This is a genomic window from Paenibacillus favisporus (genome assembly GCF_040545415.1).
In the GTDB taxonomy this organism is placed as follows: domain Bacteria; phylum Bacillota; class Bacilli; order Paenibacillales; family Paenibacillaceae; genus Paenibacillus_AQ; species Paenibacillus_AQ favisporus.
Genome location: NZ_JBEPLV010000001.1, coordinates 106,711 through 126,092, shown reverse-complemented (window position 1 = coordinate 126,092; position 19,382 = coordinate 106,711). Strand labels below are relative to the sequence as shown.

16 protein-coding genes and 2 riboswitches are annotated in these 19,382 nt (G+C 57.1%); of the genes, 5 read left to right on the top strand and 11 right to left on the bottom strand.

The features are described 5' to 3' along the window. Positions 1–9 precede the first annotated feature (9 nt). The 7 genes from ABID47_RS00625 to ABID47_RS00595 all read right to left on the bottom strand — a co-directional run bounded on the left by ABID47_RS00625 (position 10) and on the right by ABID47_RS00595 (position 7,817). Positions 10–642 carry a 50S ribosomal protein L25 gene (locus tag ABID47_RS00625; protein ID WP_354494510.1) on the bottom strand — a complete coding sequence of 211 codons (633 nt, stop codon included), beginning with the start codon at positions 640–642 and terminating at the stop codon, positions 10–12. A 368-nt stretch (positions 643–1,010) separates the two neighbouring features. Continuing rightward, positions 1,011–1,469 carry a cupin domain-containing protein gene (locus tag ABID47_RS00620; protein ID WP_145023379.1) on the bottom strand — a complete coding sequence of 153 codons (459 nt, stop codon included), beginning with the start codon at positions 1,467–1,469 and terminating at the stop codon, positions 1,011–1,013. Positions 1,470–1,757: 288 nt separating this feature from the next. Beyond that, positions 1,758–4,094 (bottom strand): type I pullulanase, encoded by a 2,337-nt coding sequence (gene pulA, locus ABID47_RS00615; protein WP_354494508.1) that lies wholly within the window; start codon positions 4,092–4,094, stop codon positions 1,758–1,760. Positions 4,095–4,537: 443 nt separating this feature from the next. Next, on the bottom strand, positions 4,538–4,930 hold the full coding sequence (gene gcvH / locus ABID47_RS00610) for a glycine cleavage system protein GcvH (RefSeq protein WP_076169681.1): 393 nt from the start codon (positions 4,928–4,930) through the stop codon (positions 4,538–4,540). A 48-nt stretch (positions 4,931–4,978) separates the two neighbouring features. After that, on the bottom strand, positions 4,979–5,899 hold the full coding sequence (gene sdaAA / locus ABID47_RS00605) for an L-serine ammonia-lyase, iron-sulfur-dependent, subunit alpha (protein ID WP_354494505.1): 921 nt from the start codon (positions 5,897–5,899) through the stop codon (positions 4,979–4,981). Between the two features lie 7 nt (positions 5,900–5,906). Further along, positions 5,907–6,581 carry an L-serine ammonia-lyase, iron-sulfur-dependent subunit beta gene (sdaAB, locus tag ABID47_RS00600; protein ID WP_354494503.1) on the bottom strand — a complete coding sequence of 225 codons (675 nt, stop codon included), beginning with the start codon at positions 6,579–6,581 and terminating at the stop codon, positions 5,907–5,909. Positions 6,582–6,754: 173 nt separating this feature from the next. Further along, a riboswitch (glycine riboswitch) is annotated at positions 6,755–6,868 on the bottom strand. 109 nt (positions 6,869–6,977) lie between these two features. Beyond that, the gene (locus ABID47_RS00595) at positions 6,978–7,817 is read right to left on the bottom strand and encodes an ROK family protein (RefSeq protein WP_354494501.1); all 840 of its coding nucleotides are present in this window, start codon (positions 7,815–7,817) and stop codon (positions 6,978–6,980) included. Positions 7,818–8,076: 259 nt separating this feature from the next. Continuing rightward, positions 8,077–8,172: riboswitch (glycine riboswitch) on the top strand. 279 nt (positions 8,173–8,451) lie between these two features. Here ABID47_RS00595 and gcvT point away from each other — a divergent pair. Genes gcvT through gcvPB form a run of 3 tightly spaced genes read left to right on the top strand, consistent with a single transcriptional unit; the run spans position 8,452 to position 12,422 of the window. Continuing rightward, a complete protein-coding gene (gene gcvT / locus ABID47_RS00590; protein WP_354494499.1) occupies positions 8,452–9,558 on the top strand; it encodes a glycine cleavage system aminomethyltransferase GcvT in 1,107 nt (368 codons plus the stop codon). A 57-nt stretch (positions 9,559–9,615) separates the two neighbouring features. Next, positions 9,616–10,968 (top strand): aminomethyl-transferring glycine dehydrogenase subunit GcvPA, encoded by a 1,353-nt coding sequence (gene gcvPA, locus ABID47_RS00585; protein WP_354494497.1) that lies wholly within the window; start codon positions 9,616–9,618, stop codon positions 10,966–10,968. Beyond that, complete coding sequence (gcvPB, locus tag ABID47_RS00580; protein WP_354494495.1) at positions 10,965–12,422, top strand: aminomethyl-transferring glycine dehydrogenase subunit GcvPB; 1,458 nt, start codon at positions 10,965–10,967, stop codon at positions 12,420–12,422. Before gcvPA ends, gcvPB begins: the two co-directional genes overlap by 4 nt. A gap of 292 nt (positions 12,423–12,714) precedes the next feature. Here the strand turns inward: gcvPB and ptsP are convergent, their stop codons facing one another. The 4 genes from ptsP to ABID47_RS00560 all read right to left on the bottom strand — a co-directional run bounded on the left by ptsP (position 12,715) and on the right by ABID47_RS00560 (position 16,880). Then, positions 12,715–14,424: a phosphoenolpyruvate--protein phosphotransferase gene (gene ptsP / locus ABID47_RS00575; protein WP_354494493.1), complete on the bottom strand. Its 1,710-nt coding sequence runs from the start codon at positions 14,422–14,424 to the stop codon at positions 12,715–12,717. Continuing rightward, a complete protein-coding gene (locus tag ABID47_RS00570; RefSeq protein WP_076169674.1) occupies positions 14,417–14,692 on the bottom strand; it encodes an HPr family phosphocarrier protein in 276 nt (91 codons plus the stop codon). Before ABID47_RS00570 ends, ptsP begins: the two co-directional genes overlap by 8 nt. Before the next feature lie 313 nt (positions 14,693–15,005). After that, on the bottom strand, positions 15,006–15,860 hold the full coding sequence (gene glcT / locus ABID47_RS00565; RefSeq protein ID WP_145023363.1) for a glucose PTS transporter transcription antiterminator GlcT: 855 nt from the start codon (positions 15,858–15,860) through the stop codon (positions 15,006–15,008). Between the two features lie 117 nt (positions 15,861–15,977). Next, on the bottom strand, positions 15,978–16,880 hold the full coding sequence (locus ABID47_RS00560) for a LysR family transcriptional regulator (protein ID WP_354494490.1): 903 nt from the start codon (positions 16,878–16,880) through the stop codon (positions 15,978–15,980). Between the two features lie 129 nt (positions 16,881–17,009). Here ABID47_RS00560 and ABID47_RS00555 point away from each other — a divergent pair, with 129 nt between their 5' ends. Continuing rightward, positions 17,010–18,482, top strand: coding sequence for a carboxylesterase/lipase family protein (locus tag ABID47_RS00555; RefSeq protein WP_354494488.1), 1,473 nt, complete (start codon positions 17,010–17,012; stop codon positions 18,480–18,482). After that, positions 18,479–19,246, top strand: a complete 768-nt coding sequence (locus ABID47_RS00550; RefSeq protein ID WP_263882185.1) for a sulfite exporter TauE/SafE family protein — start codon at positions 18,479–18,481, stop codon at positions 19,244–19,246. Before ABID47_RS00555 ends, ABID47_RS00550 begins: the two co-directional genes overlap by 4 nt. The last annotated feature ends 136 nt before the right edge of the window (positions 19,247–19,382 follow it).

Sequence of the window (19,382 nt, the reverse complement as noted above, 5' to 3'; positions counted from 1 at the left end):
TAAGATGTTTTATTCGTTGTTGTTTTCTGCAGCGGTTTCCGCCGCTTCTTCGCCCTCCGCTGCCACGGATTCGTCCGCAGCCTGGGCCTCCGTCGCCATGCGGGATGCCGTTACGGAAGCAACCAGCTCTTCCGGTGAGGCTACGAGCGTTACGCCGGATGGCAGCTGGATGTCTCCGGCTATCAGCTTGTCGCCGATTTCCATATGCGATACGTCCACCGTAATAGCGGATGGCAGATTTGCAGGAAGCGCCTCGACTTCAAGCTCGGTCTCCTGATGCTGAAGCACGCCGCCCATCTTGGTGCCGGCAGCCGTACCTTGGAAGTCGATCGGAACGCGAACCTTGATCGGCTTGTTGGCGGAGATGTGCATGAAGTCCACATGCATCCACTCACCGGCTTTGCGCTGGTAATCCTTGATGATCACGTCCAGATCCGACGAGCCTTCCACCTTCAGCTTGAACACTTCGGACCGGCCTGTTCTGGCAACTTTGGCCAGCTCCTTCGCATCGACGCTGACCGGCATGCTCTCGGTCTGTGTCCCGTAGACCACCGCCGGAATGCGTCCGCTTTGTCTCAAGCTGCGCAGGCTCGAATGCTTCGTGTCGGTTCTTCGTTCTGCTGTAAGAGAATGAGATGTCATCTTTTACAACCTCCTCTGATATTTAATCTGTCCCCTGCAGTACACAGGCATATCTATGTATTACCCATTTTTGGCGAAATCAAAACCTTGCAGCGCAAAACAGCCGGATGCTTTTGAGGCAAACGGAGTACGCTGCTTAGCCCGGAGTACACCGAAGGAAGGAGCAGTGTATCTAAACAAAAACGTCTAGCAACGTCCTTTGAAGGAAGCTAGACGGTTTTTAACTGTAGCTTGACTCTAACGCTATAAAAATGCCCGGCTCCCGAAGGTTATCGTCTCCAATAACACCAAAAATCCCGCATCGGTCATTGCAACCGTGCGGGATTTGGGCTGGCCCGGCGAAGCGGGACATGCCGCTGCCGAAGGTTTTATTTTCCGGATATCATCGTAAAATCGTCAAAATGAAAGCCTGGGGAAACGACGCAGGAGACGAACACCGGCTCGTCGCCCAGCGGCTTGGCCGCCTGCCAGACATTGGCCGGAACGAGCGCCTGCGGCACCTGGCCTTTCTCGACGTCCATTCCCAAAATGATTTTGGTCTCCCCGCCCGGCTGTTCCCCATCGCCTCCGAGCAGCAGCTCGAGCGGACTGCCGGAATGCCACAGCCACAATTCATCGGAATAAACGCGGTGCCACGCGGAGGATTCCTCCGGATGCAGCAGGAAATAAATCGAAGTCGCCGAAGGGCGCGAACCCGAATACTTGGGATCCAGCACGTCTTTGGGGATTTCAAAGGACGCCTTCCATAACTCCTTGTACCACCCACCCTCGGGATGGGGCAGCATGTCAAAGGTTTTCACCAGAGGCGACAGCAGTTTCTCGGTCATCGTAAGCCTTCTTTCTCTGTATATATCACCCTATCCAAGGGAATCTCACTTTACTTTATAGGAATCACCCGTTTTTGTAAAATGCATGCATCCCTATCCCCGGATACAGAAAAAGAAAGCTCCATATTTCCGTAATACCGTCGCCCCAAGCTTCTAGGCTTCTAAGCCTCGCAAGCTTCTAAAGCGGCCAAACCTTCCAACCTGTGAAGCTGCCCCATTCCCAGGTTGCCGTACGCTTCAGCCAGCCCCCCTTACATAGCCGGCCGCACTCCTCCCGGCACCCGGGCGTCAGCTGATCATCTTCCAGTCGTCCGATCCGCTCCGGACAAGCACCTTCAGCTTGCTGTGATGCCATCCGAGCTTGATAAACCGGTCCTGGTCGCAGTCCTTCGCCTCCCACTCGTTCAGCCGCACGATATATCCGATTTCCTGCACGTTCAGCGGGACATATATCGTCGCCACAGCGCGACCGTCCTCCATCCGGTCAAAATCGACCCGGCGTTCCCGCATGCCGCTGCCCCATACCCATAAGTTCCAGCCGTCATATTTGCGGTCCTGGCGCTCATAATGCAGCTCCACCGTCTTGAGCGGGCGCGGACGGCCGCCTTCTTCCTCATACAGAACCATGACCGACAGGCCTGGAACGCTCACCGTTTCGTCGACAATCATCTCCAGCGCCCCGTTCCGGGCCTGAAGATTTTTGACGGCCACCTTCCAGCCGGTGATGGAAAACGGAATGTCGACCTGCGCCTCCCGAACGTTTCCGTTATAGATGACGATGATATTTTTCCACGTATCGCCGTTGGCATGATCCTTCAGCCGGTAAGCGACGACATTGCCGTCGCAGCGCATGACCTCCATGCTCCGTTTGATCTGCTCCTTGTCGGTCATACGGAACGCCCGGTGGGCACGGCGAAGCGCGATCAGCCCCTGGTAATACTCGAATACCGGCAGGAACCGGGACTTGTTGCTCCAGCGGATGGCGTTGATCGCATCCCCGCTCCGGTAGCTGTTGTGGTCGCCGAATTTGCTGCGGAGCATCTCGTCACCCGCATGAATGAGCGGAATCCCCTGAGAAGTCAGCACGATGCCGTTGGCCAGCAGCGCTCTCCGGACGCTTTCATTCTCCAGCAGCCGGTCCTGGTCGATGCTCCGGTAAGGATCGGTGGCTGCGACAGCTTCTTCGAGGCTCCCCCCTCCGGCAAGTTGGCCGTTATCGATACCCCGGATCAGATCACCTCCCAGTCCCTGCGTTATCAGTACTTTATCCCACAGGTTAAGGTTGTCGTGAACCGTCACATAGTTGATCGTCTCCGTAGGTGATCCGGTGAAATCGTCGATCGCCCCTTGAACGCCGGCCAATACCGCCGCTTCCTTGCCAGGCTGCCCCGTGGCAAAGCCCTTTCCTGCACCGTCGCTGTCTCCCTTGATGGCCCCCCGGAAATTGTCGTTGAAAACGGCAAAGCCTTTGCCCCTTTGGGATCCTTTCAAGGTTTGCTGCTTCAGCGGCGTTTCACCGCCTGTCCAAGGCTCCCCGTAAATCAGCAGTCCCGGATGCTCGCGGCGGAGCTCCTCGGTGATCTGCGCGATCGTGTCCGTGTCGATCAGACCCATCAGGTCAAAACGGAATCCGTCGATATGGTATTCTTCCGCCCAATAGCGCAGGGAATCCTTGATGTATTTGCGGACCATCGGGCGCTCGGTTGCCAGCTCGTTCCCGACGCCGGAGCCGTTGCTGAACCGCCCTGACGCATCGGTCCGGTAAAAATAACCCGGCACAAGCTTCTCAAACAGGCCGTCCCCCGCAGAGTAGGTATGATTGTACACCACATCCATCACGACCCGGATTCCTTTGCGGTGAAGCGCCATGATCATCTCCTTGCACTCCCGGATCCGGACTTCGGGGCTTGACGGGTCGGTCGCGTAGGAGCCTTCCGGTACGTTGTAATGCTGGGGATCATAACCCCAGTTGAATTTCGGTTCCGCCGAGTCCGGATCATCGACCGTCAGCTCGTTCACCGTCGCATAGTCAAAAATCGGCAGCAGATGGACATGTGTCACGCCGAGTTCAGCCAAATGATCGATACCTAGCCGGCTGCCGGCTGCGTCCTGCACGCCTGTCTCCGTAAACGCCTTGAACTTGCCTTTATACTGGAGCCCGGAATCCGGGCTGATCGAAAAATCCCTGACATGCAGTTCATAGAGTACCGAGTCTTCCACCCCCAGAAGACCGGGAGTTTCATCCTCTTCCCAGCCCTCCGGACTTGCGGCCTTCACGTCGACGATCGCCGTCCGCTGCCCGTTGGCACTGACCGCCCGGGCGTAAGGATCGGCCGCATAAACTTCCCGTCCGTCCGGGTGCTCCACCTTGTACATATAATATTTTCCGGCCAAATCGCCTCTGAAATGAAGTGACCATACGCCGCCTTCCCCGCGTCTCATGCCGATTTCGAACCCTCCGGCGTGATCGGTAAGCGCTCCGCCGTCATAAGTTCCCGCGTCGTCGTACAAGGCGAGGGTTACCTTCGCCGCCGTCGGCGCCCAAACTTTGAATATACTTTCAAGATGCGTATAATGACATCCCAGGTCGCCGCCTTCATATATTTCCACGTTATTCATCATCATTCATCTCACCACCATGGTTTACCTGAATAAATGCCTCAAAAAATCGCTTTCACTACATCCTATGTTACTTTCTTGCCATTTGTAAGGGGTTCTATAAGCTTTTCCCTGCCCAAATTTACGGGACAGCTGTGACTGCATGGTTAAATCATTATATGCTTGTACGCTAGCATTTACCCCATAGTTGCACGGTTCTTTCAAATTCATAGAATAATAGATGCATGGCAGCTTCCATTTAGCGGCGTATGTACCCTCCTCTTATTCTTGTTATCGACAAACCGAACCCTGGTCATAAATAAGCTGGCTTGAAGGAATAGTTAAGAAAATAACCCGCACTGCAGGTGCAATAAGCTGTGCCGGGATAACGGGCCGTCGTATAAAATCGTCGTATAAAATCAAAGAGGCTGCGGCACGATGTGCCCCAGCCCCTGACTTTTATATCGTTATTATTCGTTCAAAAATTGCTCATATTGCTCTGCCGTCAGCAGCGATTGCAGCTGCTCGTCCAAATCTCCTTCAACCTCTACCTCGATCATCCAGCCTCCGTCGTACGGCTCGCTGTTGACGAGCTCCGGCTCGCTTTCCAGCGCATCGTTGATTTTGGTCACTTTGCCGCTCACCGGACTGAACAGATCCGACACGGTTTTGACCGACTCGATCGTTCCGATGCTCTCTTCGGCCGCTACGTCGGCGCCGGCTTCCGGCAGCTCCACAAACACGATGTCCCCCAGCTGGTGCTGGGCAAAGTCGCTGATCCCGATGCGGACCACAGATCCGCCTGCCTTTTCCACCCATTCATGATCCTTGCTGTACCAACGGTTCTCCTTCACATTGCTCATCGATTTCGCGTCTCCTTTGATTTCAATTTTGGGACTGCCGTTAATAGGTTAGTCTTCCTTGGCAGGCGCTTTGGCTTCTTTGGCCTTTCTGCGCCGCTGTTCCACCAGTTCCTTGGTCAGCTTGCGGCCAGTTGGCGTCTGGGCGAGTCCGCCCTTCCCGGTCTCGCGGTGCTTGGCCGGCATGGCGCTTCCGACCTCCAGCATGACGCCGATCACTTCATCGGCCGGGATAACGCTGCCAACGCCGGCAAGAGCCATGTCCGAAGCCGCCAGGGCGGTGACGGCCCCCAGCCCGTTCCGGACGATGCAGGGAATTTCCACCAGCCCGGCGACCGGATCGCAGATCAGGCCGAGGCAGTTCTTCAGCGCCAGGCCAACAGCATGAACAGCCTGCTGGGCCGTGCCGCCGCGCAGCTCGACCATCGCACCCGCGGCCATGCCGATCGCCGAACCGACTTCCGCCTGGCAGCCGCCTTCTGCCCCCGAGATCGAGGCGTTGTTGGCTATAACATAACCTATGGCGCCGGCACAGAACAAGCCCTTGACCAAATGTTCGTCTTCCCAGCCGAAGCGTTCCTGGGCGCTGACGAATACGCCGGGGATGATTCCGCACGAGCCAGCCGTCGGCGTCGCGATAATGCGTCCCATCGAGGCGTTCACTTCCGACACCGCCAGCGCGTAGGCCATCGCCTCGGCCGCAGGGCCGCCGAGCGATGTTTCGCTCTGCTGCATATAATCGGACACCTTTTTGGCATCGCCGCCGGTGAGCCCGCTCCGCGACTTGGTGTTGCCGGTGAGCCCCTGGCGCACCGCTTCCTTCATCACACCGTAATATTCGGCCATTTGCCGGAATACTTCCTCTCGGGAGACGCCCGTTTCGCGCGCCTGATCCTCAAGCATAACCTCGGCAATCGTCTTGTTCTCCTGGCGGCAAATGTCCGCCAGCTGTTCGAGGGTCTCGAATCTCATATGATGGTTAGCTCCTTTTGGTCAAATCGATCATCGTGACTTCCTTGATGTGGGGAAGCTTGCGGATGGCCTGAATCGTGCTCTCCTCCGGAGCGGAATCCAGCTCGAACACGGTCATCGCATCCCCGCTGCGTCCCTTGCGATCCACATCCATATATCCGATATTATATCCGTCCCGGCTGAGCAGCGCGGTCATGTTGGCAAGAACGCCCTGGCTGTCGGAATGCTTCACCGCCAGGGTCGGGTATTCGCCCGTGATCTGCACGTCAAAACCGTTCAGCGAATATACCGCGATCGTCCCGCCGCCAATCGAGGCGGCTACGATTTCAGCGGTCCGGCCGCCTCCGGTCAGCAGGATTTTGACCGAGTTCGGATGAGGTCCGTTGCCCCGGCCCTGAACCCATTCCAGGGTCATGCCGGCTTCTTCGGCCAGCACGTCCGCCTGCGGAATCCGCTGATCATCCGTTTCATAATCCATCAGCCCGGCGGTCAGCGCCAAATCGGTTCCATGTCCCCAATACGTCTCTGCAAAAGAACCGAACAGCGTCATCTTGGCCGTCTCCGGCTGGCTGCCCAGCAGCTGACGCGCCACTCTGCCGATGCGTACCGCTCCCGCAGTGTGCGAGCTGGAAGGCCCCACCATGGAGGGACCGATGATGGAAAACACATTTTTAAATCTCACTTCGTTCTACGCTCCCCGTTAGCTATTTTCGACGCGCTTTGCGATGAATTAGACAGAAAAAAGGACAGCAAAAAAGGCGTCAGCACCTTTTCTCTGTCCCTTGTACCTGAGAGTTTGTGCGGCATCGTGCGCCGCGTTCCCCTTGGGTGGCCGTATAGCTCTCTCCAGAGCCGCGTCCAGCGGCGGTTCCTTGTACCTGAGAGATTAGCTGCCTGCATGTGCCTACCTGCAGCTTGCTCCTTCGGTGCCGCCCTTATACGATGGGCGGTCTCTCCCGCGCGCGTTCATCCGCTGAATATTCAATTACTTTCCAAGCATCCGCTCTACTTTTCTAAACTCTGAACTAAGAATAAAGCAGAGCGAATACGGGTGTCAATATAACATATGCGGCCTCGTCTAAAACTCCATCCCTGTACGCAAAAATTGCATCGCTCCGAGCGCTGCGATCCGCTTGCCGTCTTTCGGGGATGCGAAGGAGCACGCTTGGAACATGTCCGGCAGCGTATGCTTCTCGGCCGTTCGCAAAGCGTTGTCCATATATCCCGGATAGGTGGAGGTACTGCCGCCAATCACCAGAACGTCCGGGTTAAACAGGTGCAGCACGTTGGTGATGGCCAGCCCGCAGTAAAAACCCGCACGTTCCAGCAAGGCCAACGAATCGCCGTCTCCATCCCGGATTTTGGCGAGGAAGGCGTCGATATCGCAGCCAGCCTTATCGAGAATGCCAATGCCGCCCGCCAATTCGTCCACCTTGCGCGGCCCGGCTTCAGTCGCAATGACGGTGTAGCCCAGCTCCCCGGCAAACCCGCCTGCGCCGGTATACATCCGCTGTTTGGAGTAGACCCCGAGCGCCAGCCCCGAGCCGGCCATCATCACCGCGACCGTATCCTTTTCCGGATAGTTGGCCGCCTCGGCAACCGTCGCCGCTTTCACGTCATTGATCAGACGGCAGCGAAAGCGCCCTTTGGCAAAATCGTCAGCCGTCACCCCGCACAGCGCGCGGATATCGGAAAACTGCAGGCGGCGGTCTCCCTCTACGAGTCCCGGAAGCGCGATTCCCAGCCCCTCCGGCTCATACGGGAGCCCTGCTATAAAACGGTCAATCTCCCCCGCCAGATATTCCAGCGAACAATCCAGCCCGGTGGAGACCTTGTGCTCGACAAGCTGTCCATCCACCTCGGCAACCATCAGCATTTTCGTACATCCCATATCGACACCTACTACGTTCTTCATCATCACAGCTCCTTCCAAACATCCTGATTCGCTTCACCTTCGGCGGACAGCTCTGGGACGATACATTCCCCTCAGTGTACCGCTTGGACCAAAATGCCCAAAATCGAACATTATCATCATAAATTCATTGTAATATTCGTAAATAGGCATTATGATAATGTTGTTGACACCGGTTTGTACTTTGAGTATTAATAATATATAGAACGAACTCGAACATTTGATTCGAGCTTTATGATGTCGTGAACAAACAATCGTATAGCGGATGATGGTAATGGGAGAGATTACTGCGAGCAGTAACGCCGAAGGAGTAAGCCCGGACCCGGGTGAATCTCTCAGGCAAAAGGACGATTACCGGACGCATCTCTGGAGAGAATTCTGAACGTAAGAATCACCCAAGGGGAAACTTGCTTGTTGCCCGGGGTTGATGTGGAGCCCGAATTTCGCATGTGAAGTCCCGGGCCGCTCCATTCACCGGCATCCGTAAGGTAACTCTCAGGTACCAAGGACAGAGCTTGAAAGAAAGTATGCGAGCACGCATGCTTATTCTTTCGCCCTGTCCTTTTTGTGCTGCTTGAAAGAACTTTTATGTTGAAAAGCCTAAACAATCCGTGGTAACACGTGAAAACCGAGGTGACTCATGTCCGAATTGAAAAGAACACCGCTTTTTCCGCTCTATGCACAGGTTCCCGGCGTCCGCTGCATAGATTTTGGCGGCTGGGAGCTTCCCGTCCAGTTCAGCGGCATCCACAAAGAGCATGAGGCGGTCCGCGAGGCCGCCGGGCTCTTCGACGTTTCCCACATGGGCGAATTCAAGGTGGACGGCCCGGGATCGGAGGATTTTCTCCAGCTCGTGACCGTCAATGACGTTTCGGTTCTCGAGCCGGGTCAGGCGCAGTACAGCGCTTTGTGCTATCCGGACGGGGGCGTTGTCGACGACCTGCTCGTCTACAAGCTGGGTGTGGAGTCCTACATGCTGGTTGTGAACGCCTCCAATATCGACAAGGATTGGTCCTGGCTTCAGGAGCACCGGCCGGACGGCGTGAACATGGTGAACGAGTCCGATGGAACTGCACTGCTGGCTCTCCAGGGGCCGAAGGCTGAAGCAGTGCTGCAGCCGCTCGTCGATGCTGATCTGGGGCAGCTCGCCCCGTTTCATTTTATCCAAAATGTGAAGCTGTTCGGCGCTAGCACGTTGATTTCCCGCACCGGTTATACGGGGGAAGACGGCTTTGAGATCTACCTTGCCGCACAGGATGCTCCTGCAGTCTGGAGCGGCTTGCTCGAGCAAGGCGAGAGTGCGGGCCTGATTCCGGCAGGGCTCGGCGCCCGCGACACGCTTCGCTTTGAAGCGAAGCTGCCGCTGTACGGACAGGAGCTGTCCAAGGACATCTCCCCGCTCGAAGGCGGCATCGGCTTCTTCGTCAAGCTGGGCAAAGCGGCCGATTTTATCGGCAAGGCGGCCCTGCAGCAGCAAAAAGACTCCGGCGTGCCGCGCAAACTGGTCGGCATCGAAATGATCGACCGGGGCATCCCCCGCTCCCATTATCCCGTATATGCGGGAGATGAGCAGATCGGCGAAGTGACGACGGGAACCCAGTCCCCGACGCTGAAGCGCAATCTCGGGCTCGCGCTCGTGCAAAGCGGCTATTCCGCCCTTGGAACCGAAGTGGAAGTCGACGTCCGGGGCAAGCGGCTCAAAGCCAAGGTCGTAAGTACTCCTTTCTACAAACGCGAGCGCAAATAAATAGCAGGCTAACAGCATGATACGATTTTCAACCTAACCTAAAGGAGCTGACTCCACTTGAAACACCGTTATCTGCCTATGACCGAACAGGACCAGCAGGAAATGCTGGATACGATCGGCGTCTCCACTCTGGAGGACTTGTTCAAGGACATTCCTGAAGAAATCCGTTTCAAAGGGGACTTGCCCATCTCCCCGGGACTGAATGAATACGCGCTGACGACGCACCTGTCGGAGCTTGCCGCTAAAAATGCAAATACGGACCAATATGCCAGCTTTCTGGGCGCGGGAATTTACGATCACCACATCCCTTCGGTCATCAACCATGTCGTGTCCCGTTCCGAATTTTACACGGCCTACACGCCGTATCAGCCGGAAATCAGCCAAGGCGAGCTGCAGGCGATCTTCGAGTTTCAGTCTTACATTTGCGAGCTGACCGGCATGGCCGTCGCCAATGCGAGTATGTATGACGGGGCCACCGCCCTCGCTGAAGCCGGCTCGCTGGCCAGCGCCGCCACAAAGCGCAAGCAGCTGCTCGTGTCCAGCACGGTGCATCCGGAGGCCCGTCAGGTTGTCCGCACGTATGCCAAAGGGCTCGGTCTCGACGTCGTGGAGGTCCCTTCCGCAAACGGCGTCACCAACCTGACCGAGCTGGCTGAAGCCGTGACCGATCAAACGGCCGCCGTACTCGTGCAGAGCCCGAACTTCTTCGGAGCGATCGAGGATTTGGCCGCCATCGGTGACCTCATCCATGCCAGCAAAGGGCTGATGGTCGTCAGCACCAACCCGATCTCCCTCGGCATTCTCGAAGCGCCGGGCAAGCTCGGAGCCGACATCGTCGTCGGCGACGCGCAGCCGCTCGGCATCTCATCTTCCTTGGGCGGGCCAACCTGCGGATTCTTTGCCGTGTCGCAGGACCATATGCGCCGCATGCCCGGACGGATCGTAGGCCAGACCGTCGACCGGAACGGCAAGCGCGGCTTCGTTCTGACGCTGCAGGCCCGCGAGCAGCATATCCGCCGCGAGAAAGCGACGTCCAACATCTGCTCCAACCAGGCGCTGCTCGCCCTCTGCGCATCCGTATACCTGTCGGTCATGGGCAAGCAGGGCATGATCGAGGTCGGCCAGCTGAATCTGCAGAAGAGCCATTACGCCGCACGCCGGCTGGGTAGCATTTCAGGGGTAAGCATGCCCTTCACGTCCCCGTATTTTAACGAATTTGTCATTAAGCTGCCGGAAGGAACCCGCGTGGCCGAAGTCAATGCGAAGCTGCTGCAGAAAGGCATCCTCGGCGGCTACGACCTCGGCAGAGCTTATTCCGAACTGGAAGGACATATGCTGATTGCTGTCACGGAACGCCGCACCAAAGAACAGATCGACCAATTCGCTCAAGCGCTGGAGGGCTGCATATGATTCAGGAAAAAGCGTTGATTTTCGAGTTGAGCCATCCCGGACGGATTGCCTACTCTTTACCGGAGTTTGACGTCCCTGTTGAGGAAACCGAAGAGCTGATCCCAAGCTCGATGCTGCGGTCGGAGCCGGCCGCGCTGCCTGAAGTGTATGAAGTGGACGTCATCCGTCACTATACCGAGCTGTCCCGCCGCAATTTCGGGGTGGACAACGGCTTCTATCCTCTCGGCTCCTGCACGATGAAATATAATCCGAAAGTAAACGAAGATGTCGCCCGTTATCCTGGCTTTGCCAAAATCCATCCGTATCAGCCAGAGGACAGCATTCAGGGCGCGCTTGAGCTGCTATACCGCCTGCAGGACGATTTGGCCGGTCTGACCGGCATGGACGCCGTGACCCTGCAGCCGGCCGCCGGCGCGCATGGCGAATGGACCGGCCTCATGATGATCCGCGCCTACCACGAAAGCCGCGGCGAGCAGCGCGACAAGGTCATCGTGCCAGATTCCTCGCACGGCACCAATCCGGCCAGCGCCACCGTCGCGGGGCTGAAGACGATTACGATCCCGTCGACCGACAAAGGCCTCGTCGACCTTGACGCCCTGCGTGCCGCCGTCGGCAGCGACACCGCGGCGCTGATGCTCACCAATCCGAACACGCTCGGCCTGTTTGAGGAGCAGATCCAGGAAATTGCCGCTATCGTCCACGAGGCAGGGGGCCTGCTGTACTACGACGGAGCCAACTCCAATGCGATCATGGGCATCACCCGCCCGGGAGACATGGGCTTTGACGTCGTCCACCTGAATTTGCATAAAACGATGAGCACGCCGCACGGCGGCGGCGGTCCGGGAGCCGGTCCGGTCGGCGTGAAGAGCCGCCTGATCCCGTTCCTGCCCCGCCCGCTCGTGTCGAAAACGACTGAAGGCAAATATACGCTCGAAGGCGGCAGCGACCAGTCCATCGGGCGGGTCAAGGCGTACTACGGCAACTTCGGCATTCTCGTCCGCGCTTACACCTACATCCGCAGCTACGGCCCGGAAGGTCTCCGCCGCGTATCGGAGTGCGCCGTGCTGAACGCCAACTATATGATGAGCCGGCTCGCGCCATACTTCGACATTCCGTATCCGGGCGTCTGCAAGCACGAGTTCGTCATGTCGGGCTCCCCGCTCAAGCAGTACGGCATCCGTACGCTGGACGTGGCGAAGCGCCTTCTCGATTTCGGCTATCACCCGCCGACCATTTACTTCCCGCTGAACGTGGATGAGTGCATTATGATCGAGCCGACCGAAACGGAGAGCAAGGACACGCTCGACGCCTTTATCGATACGATGATCCGCATCGCGAAGGAAGCAGAGGAACAGCCGGAGCTGCTGCTGAACGCACCATACGATACGCCTGTGACGCGGCTGGACGAAACGACCGCGGCACGCAAGCCGGTGCTGAACTGCGCCTGCAGCTGATTTTCGGATTTGGATTCGATATAATTCGGATTCAATGCGGGTTCAATGCGGATTCAGATATTGGAGAGAATACCCAGGAGCACCCTTTTCAGGGTGTTCTTTTTTTATATATTTTCTGTAAACCCGAGACATACCCACATGAAAAAAGACCGGCATTCTATAGAATACCGGCCAAGCTCGGATAAAGATATGCGTTATGCGTGCAAAGCTTAGCTAAGCTCAGGTTGATAACTGAGGGTTATAACTCGTGATGCCTTTCTAAATCCCCGCTGGTCACCAGCAGAACCATCCGCTACTGAAGGCTCAGTACCAGCTGCGTCACTTCCTCCGCCGTGCCGAGCTGCAGCGCCTGTTCGGCGAGCCGCTCCATGTCCGCCCGGGACAGCTTGGAGATCTGACTGCGCGCCGGAAGAATGGACGAGGCGCTCATGCTGAACTCGTCGAGCCCGAGGCCGAGCAGAATCGGGATGGCCACGGCGTCCCCGGCCATTTCGCCGCACATGCCGACCCATTTGCCCTCGCGGTGTGCGGCGTCGATGACCATTTTGACCAGACGAAGGATCGCCGGATTATAGGGCTGATACAGGTATGATACCTGTTCGTTCATCCGGTCGGCTGCCATCGTGTACTGGATCAGGTCATTGGTGCCGATGCTGAAGAAATCCACTTCCTTGGCGAATACGTCCGCCAGGACGACTGTCGACGGAATTTCGACCATGATCCCGATCTGGATGTCGTCTGCAACGGGGATGCCTTCCGCCGACAGCTTGTCCTTCTCTTCCAGAAGAACGGCCTTGGCTGCCCGGAACTCGGCAAGCGTGGCGATCATCGGGAACATGATGCGGAGGTTGCCGTGCACGCTGGCCCGCAGCAGAGCCCGCAGCTGGATCCGGAAGATGTCCTGCCGGTCCAGGCAGAGGCGAATCGCGCGGAATCCGAGAAACGGATTCATTTCCTTCGGCAGGTCCAGGTAAGGCAGCTCCTTGTCGCCGCCGATGTCCAGCGTGCGAACGACCACCGGCTTGCCTTCCATCTGCTCCAGCACGGTTTTGTAGGCGTTGTACTGAACATTCTCCGAAGGAAGCTTGTCGCGGCCCATGTAGAGGAACTCGGTCCGGTACAATCCGACCGCTTCGCCGCCGTTGTCAAGAACGCCCGCCACGTCGTTCGGCGTACCGATGTTGGCCGCCAGCTCCACATGAACCCCGTCCTTCGAGACGGTCGGTTCCGTACGGAGCTGCTTCCACTCCTCCATCTGCTTCGCATAGGCCTGCTGCTTTGCCGTGTACTCGGCGATCACCTCTTCGGTCGGATGGATGATGACATCACCTTCCATCCCGTCCACGATCACCAGCTCGCCGCTCTGCACGGAGCTTAGAACGCTTTTCGTGCCGACCACCGCCGGAATTTCGAGCGAACGGGCCATGATGGCCGAGTGCGACGTTCGACCGCCGATATTCGTCGTAAAGCCTTTCACGAACTTGCGGTTTAAGCCTGCCGTGTCCGATGGAGTCAGGTCCTCGGCGATCACGATGACTTCCTCATCGATCTCCGACGGGCTCACGTATTGAAGGCCGAGCAAATGCTTCAGAATGCGCTTGGTCACGTCCCGCATATCCGCGGCGCGTTCCTGAAGATAAGCGCTTTTCATATTTTCGAACATCCGGATGAACTGCGCTGCCGTCTCATCCAGGGCATATTCCGCATTGACCGATTCGCTCCGGATTTTGTCCTTCACCGGGTCAATAAGCTCGGGATCGCTTAAAATAAGCAGATGCGACTCGAAAATTTCCGCTTTTTTCTCGCCCAATTCCGCCAGCGTCCGCGCCTTGATCGCCTCAAGCTCCGCCCGCGACTTGGCCAGCGCATCATCCAGCTTCGCAAGCTCGGCCTGAACGTCATCCGCCTGCTTGCGGGTTACCGTGTAATCCGGATGCTCCAAGATGAATGCGCGGGCGATCGCAATTCCCGCCGATGCCGCGATTCCCTTGATCTTATTCATGAATCTCGCCCAGCCCCTCGCCAACCATAACCTGCTCAAGCGCTTCCAGCGCTGCGCGCTCATCGCCGCCTTCCGCGATCAGCGAAATGATGTCGCCCTGCTCCAGATCCAGAGACAGAACGCCCAAAATCGATTTTAAAGTGACCTTCTTCCCGCCGGATTCGGCAAAGCACTCCGTATCCTTGAATTTGGTAGCTGTATTGACAAGCGCTGTCGCCGGACGCGCATGGATTCCGTCTTCATCGATAATTTTAAACGTTTGCTGCATGAGGATCATCCTGCTTTCTGCTGAGATTTTGTAAATACCAAAAAGGCATGAGTATCCGCTCGGGATCCTGGTCTCTACCGCTAAGCGTTAGATTGCCCCAGTAATGGGGAAAACAACCAAGATCTACAGGTTTACTCATGCCTGATCGTATCAGTAACACGTATGCATGTTCAATTGGGTTCATTACAGTCAGTATTGTAGCACCCATCCCGCCAAGTTGCAAGCGCTTGATATTCGAAAAAGGCGCCTGCGCTCCTTCCACAGTGAAAGCGGCGGGACCATACACAATCAAAGGCGCCACACCCGCAATCGATCAATCCACGCGCCCCTGCTTTTTGTGAACCAGACGCTGGAGATGGATCGTCAGATATCCCACTTCCGCCGGATATACGGGCCGGCCGAGGCGCTCCTCCATCACTCCGGTCAGCTTTTGAGCGAGTCGGTACGTATCCGGATATTCCCGCTGCATCAAGGCGTCGAGCGTGTCTGTTTCCTCTACGGCCTCGCCTCTGCGGATCCGCTCCAAAGCAAAGCGGAGGTGCGTAATCAGGCGCGAGTAGTCCAGCGAATCCCGCGGGACCCGGAAGTCCATCTCCGTCTCTACGATGTGGACCAGATCGCTGATCAGCTCGGAATGCTTGCGCACTTCGGAAATATGCTGGTTGGTCAACGCGCCGTGGATATGCAGGGCGATAAATCCGGCTTCCTCTTCACCCAGATCCACGCCAAGCTTCTGATGAATCAACCGGACGGCGAACTCCGCCATTCGAAACTCCTCGGGGTACATTTCTTTGGTCTCGTACAAAAAGGGATTATGGATATGAATGCCCTGCTGCATGCGCTTGATCGCAAATGCGATGTGATCCGTCAGGGCGATATGGACATGCTCGTTCAAGGCCCCTGAGCTTGTCTGGTCGGCATGCAGCAATATTTCGTTGACCGCTTCAATCAGTTTCTCGTCGACCTGGGGCAGCAGCTGCTTGTACTGCTCCTGCTCCTCCGGCTTGGTCAAAATAAACATCTTCTCTACCTCAGCCAGCGGAATGGCCTGCCCGGACTTCCGATTAAAGCCGATCCCTTTGCCGATGACCACCACTTCGCCGTGCTGGGGATGCTCGGCAATGATGACATTGTTGTTTAACACCTTGCTCACTTGCAGACTGCTCACACTATGCACCTCGTTTGCTGACGCCTGATAAGTTTATCATCTCTGACAGACAGAAAAAATATCAGAAATCTGCCGATTCGTCAAACCGAGCGGACATGAAACCGTGAATTCCCTGTTTTAATCGCCTAGGCCACTATCTTGATGATGCGATGCAGCCAGCCTGGCAAAATAGTTCACGGCAAAATCGCGAAATGTCGCAGCCGTTTGCGTCAAATACCGTTCCTGCGGCCAGGACAAGGCAATCGAGCGTTTGCACCAGCTTTCTTCGAGCCGCAGCAGAACGACGTCCGGCCCGGTTGAGCCGCCCCAAGTAATAGCCGGCAGGAAGGCAACGCCTTGACCCGCCCGGATCAAACCGCGAACCATGGCCGGGTCGTCGCTCTCAAACCGGATACGCGGAGTAAAACCGGCTAGGCGGCAAAAAGCATCCGTCGTTTCGCGCAGCGATTTGCCCGGGGGCAGCGAGATGAAGCTCTCCTCCCTCAGCTCCTTCAAGCCGATTTGCGTTCGGTCAGCGAGCGGATGGTCCGCGGGAACCGCAACGAAAATTTCTTCTTCCAGCAAAGTAAGCGACGTTGTTCCCGGCGGCAGTTCAGCCCCGTCCGAAAGGCAAAGGTCGAAGCTCGCCGCCCCTTCGAACGTCGAATGCTGCAGCAAATGGAACTCGGCGGCCGGGCATTCTTTGCGGAAATCGGCCAGCAGGTCCGGCAGTAAATGCGAGGAAACGCGGACGTCGAGCGAGACGGCGGGAGAAGCAGAGCCGCCGAGGTCCTGCAGCTGCAGCTTGCCGTCCTCAAGGGCCTGCAGGGCGATATCTACCTGGTGCAAAAATAACTTGCCGTGCTCGTTCAGCCGTATGCTTTTGGGCTCCCGCTCAAACAGCTTCGTCCCCAGCTCGGCTTCCAGCGAGGCGATCATTTTGCTGAGCGCCGGCTGCGAAATATGCAGGCTGCGGGCCGCCTGGGTCATATGCTGCATCCGGGCGGCAACCTGAAAATATTTTAGCTGCAGCAGTTCCATTCCATATCCCTCTTTCGATCTCTAACATAACCTATAAGTTATGATAAATATAATTCAATATATATTATAGTTCATGGAATAAACAAGTTATAATAGTTCACAAATCAATAGGAATAGGAGACGAGCACCTTGATCGTACAAACCACATCAGGCAAAGTTTCAGGAGTCCCTTTACAAGGGGCCTATGTATTTCGGGGCATTCCTTATGCAGCGCCGCCGACGGGCAAACGGAGGTTCCAGCCTCCGGCGCCTCCGCAACCATGGCCCGGCGTAAGAAAATGCGATCACTTCGGTCCGCTCGCCCCCCAGCAAACCGATCCTTCAGGTGGAACTACACGTATCCAGTCCGAAGATTGTTTGTATTTGAACGTGTGGACCCGGGGATGCGAAAAAGAATCGATGCCCGTATTGGTGTATATTCATGGCGGCGGATTCGTATCGGGCACCGGCGCGGACTGCGACGGTTTGCGGCATGCGGCGGAGGATGGCATCGTCTACGTATCGATCAATTACCGCCTTGGCGCGTTAGGCTTCCTCTACTTGGGCGAGGTGCTGGGCGAGGCGTATGCAGCCTCGGGAAACAACGGTCTGCTCGATATTGCGGCCGCGCTCCAGTGGGTTCAGCGTAACATTTCCGCTTTTGGCGGCGATCCGGCCCGCGTGACTGTTATCGGGAATTCCGCCGGTGCCAAGTGCACCGCTTCGCTTTATGCCATGGAAGCAGCACGAGGTTTATTCCACCGGGCCGTGGCACAAAGCGGCGCCACCCAAGCGATCCGGGATCGGCGCACCGCCAACGTCACCACCCTCCGGATCCTCGAGGAGCTGGGCTTGTCCGGTGCAGATCCAAGCCCGCTGCTGGAGCTTCCGTTCGAGCAGCTCATCGCAGCGCAGTCCGCCGTCGGATCGGATACATCGCGCAGCCTGCACATGTTCGGCCCGGTGGCGGACGGTCGGGTCATTCCCTTGGACCCTTTGGCCGGCATTGCCGCGAGTTCCAGCCTGCCGCCGCTTCTGATCGGCACGAACGAAAACGAAGCGTCGATCTTCATCCGGGACGATTTCACGCTCCAGTCCCCAGGCATGGAACTGCTCGACAGATTTTTTGGAAGCCATGCTCCCGCTGTATGGGATGCCTATCAGCATTATGCCGAGGCGATGTCCCCGCCTGATGCATGGTGTACAACGTTAACCGAGCATCTGTACACAATTGGGGCTCTGCAGTTCGCACAGGCCCTCGCTTCCTCAGGAACGCCGGTATGGATGTACCGGCTTCGCGCTGGCAGCGCTCTCGGAGCGACGCACGGCTATGAGGGCAGCCTTATTCATTGGGATCCGGAAACGCAGCCTTCAGCTGCCCTTGCAACCGGCGATCCGTACGCTGTACCCGCCGAGCAATACCCGCTCGCAAGAAGTATGCGGGAAGCCTGGGTCGCGTTCATACGAAGCGGGGATCCCAATATCGATGCGCTGCCTGCATGGCCGGTCTATGGGACAAAACCGGCCATCATGGTGCTGGACACTACCAGCCGCGTTGCTGATGACCTGCCGGAACCGGCTGGAATCGGCGTTCCCCATCAGGTGTGGAGGGTGGACCGATGAAGCTGATCGATATCTCTGCCGTTATGATTCTGCTCGGTCTGCTCCTGGGCTTCGTGGGCGCGGGCGGCTCCGGTTTTATCATCTCGATCTTGACCGTTGTGTTCGGATATCCGATTCATATCGCGCTGGGAACCGCGCTGGCGGCGATGTTCTTCTCGTCCCTTTCCGGTTCGGTCAGCCATTACCGCGAAGGAAATATGCTGCTGAAGTCGGGCGCGGTCGTCGGTTTGGCCGGAGCGGCGGGGGCGTGGGTCAGCTCCAGCTGGTCAACGCTCATTCCGGAGGATAAACTGGGCTGGATGACTTCCGGCATGCTGTTCGCCTCGGGGCTCGCCTTGTGGCTGCGGATGGCCGTCGTTTCGCGTCGGCCGGGTGCGTCCGTTAACCAGGCTCCGCCTGCCGCCAAGGGGCTGCGGTATTGGTCATTCGCGCTGCTGATCGGCGTCGTTACCGGCATGCTGTCCGGCCTGTTCGGCATCGGTTCCACGCCGTTCATCCAGCTGGGGCTCATGCTGCTGCTTGGCATGCCGATGCGCTATGCGGCAGGAACGACGATGATGGTCATCATTCCGATCGCGCTGGCTGGCGGAGCAGGCTATTTTACGATCGGGTACCTGGATTTCCGGCTGCTCATTGCGGTGGTGTGCGGAACGATGGTCGGCTCTTACGTCGGGGCGAAGTTTACGAAGCGTGTTCCCGCCCGTTGGCTGAAAACATGTATGGTCATCACCCCGATGATGGGTGCGGCGATACTGCTGCTGTAATGTGAATCCATGCTGATGGTTAATCCCTCGAACAAAAACGGCGGCTTCACTTTGGAAAAACACCCAAAGCAAGCCGCCGTTTAAACTATAATTCTGTTACTGTTTGATCGAGGATCGGGATACCCCGTCGTCCGCT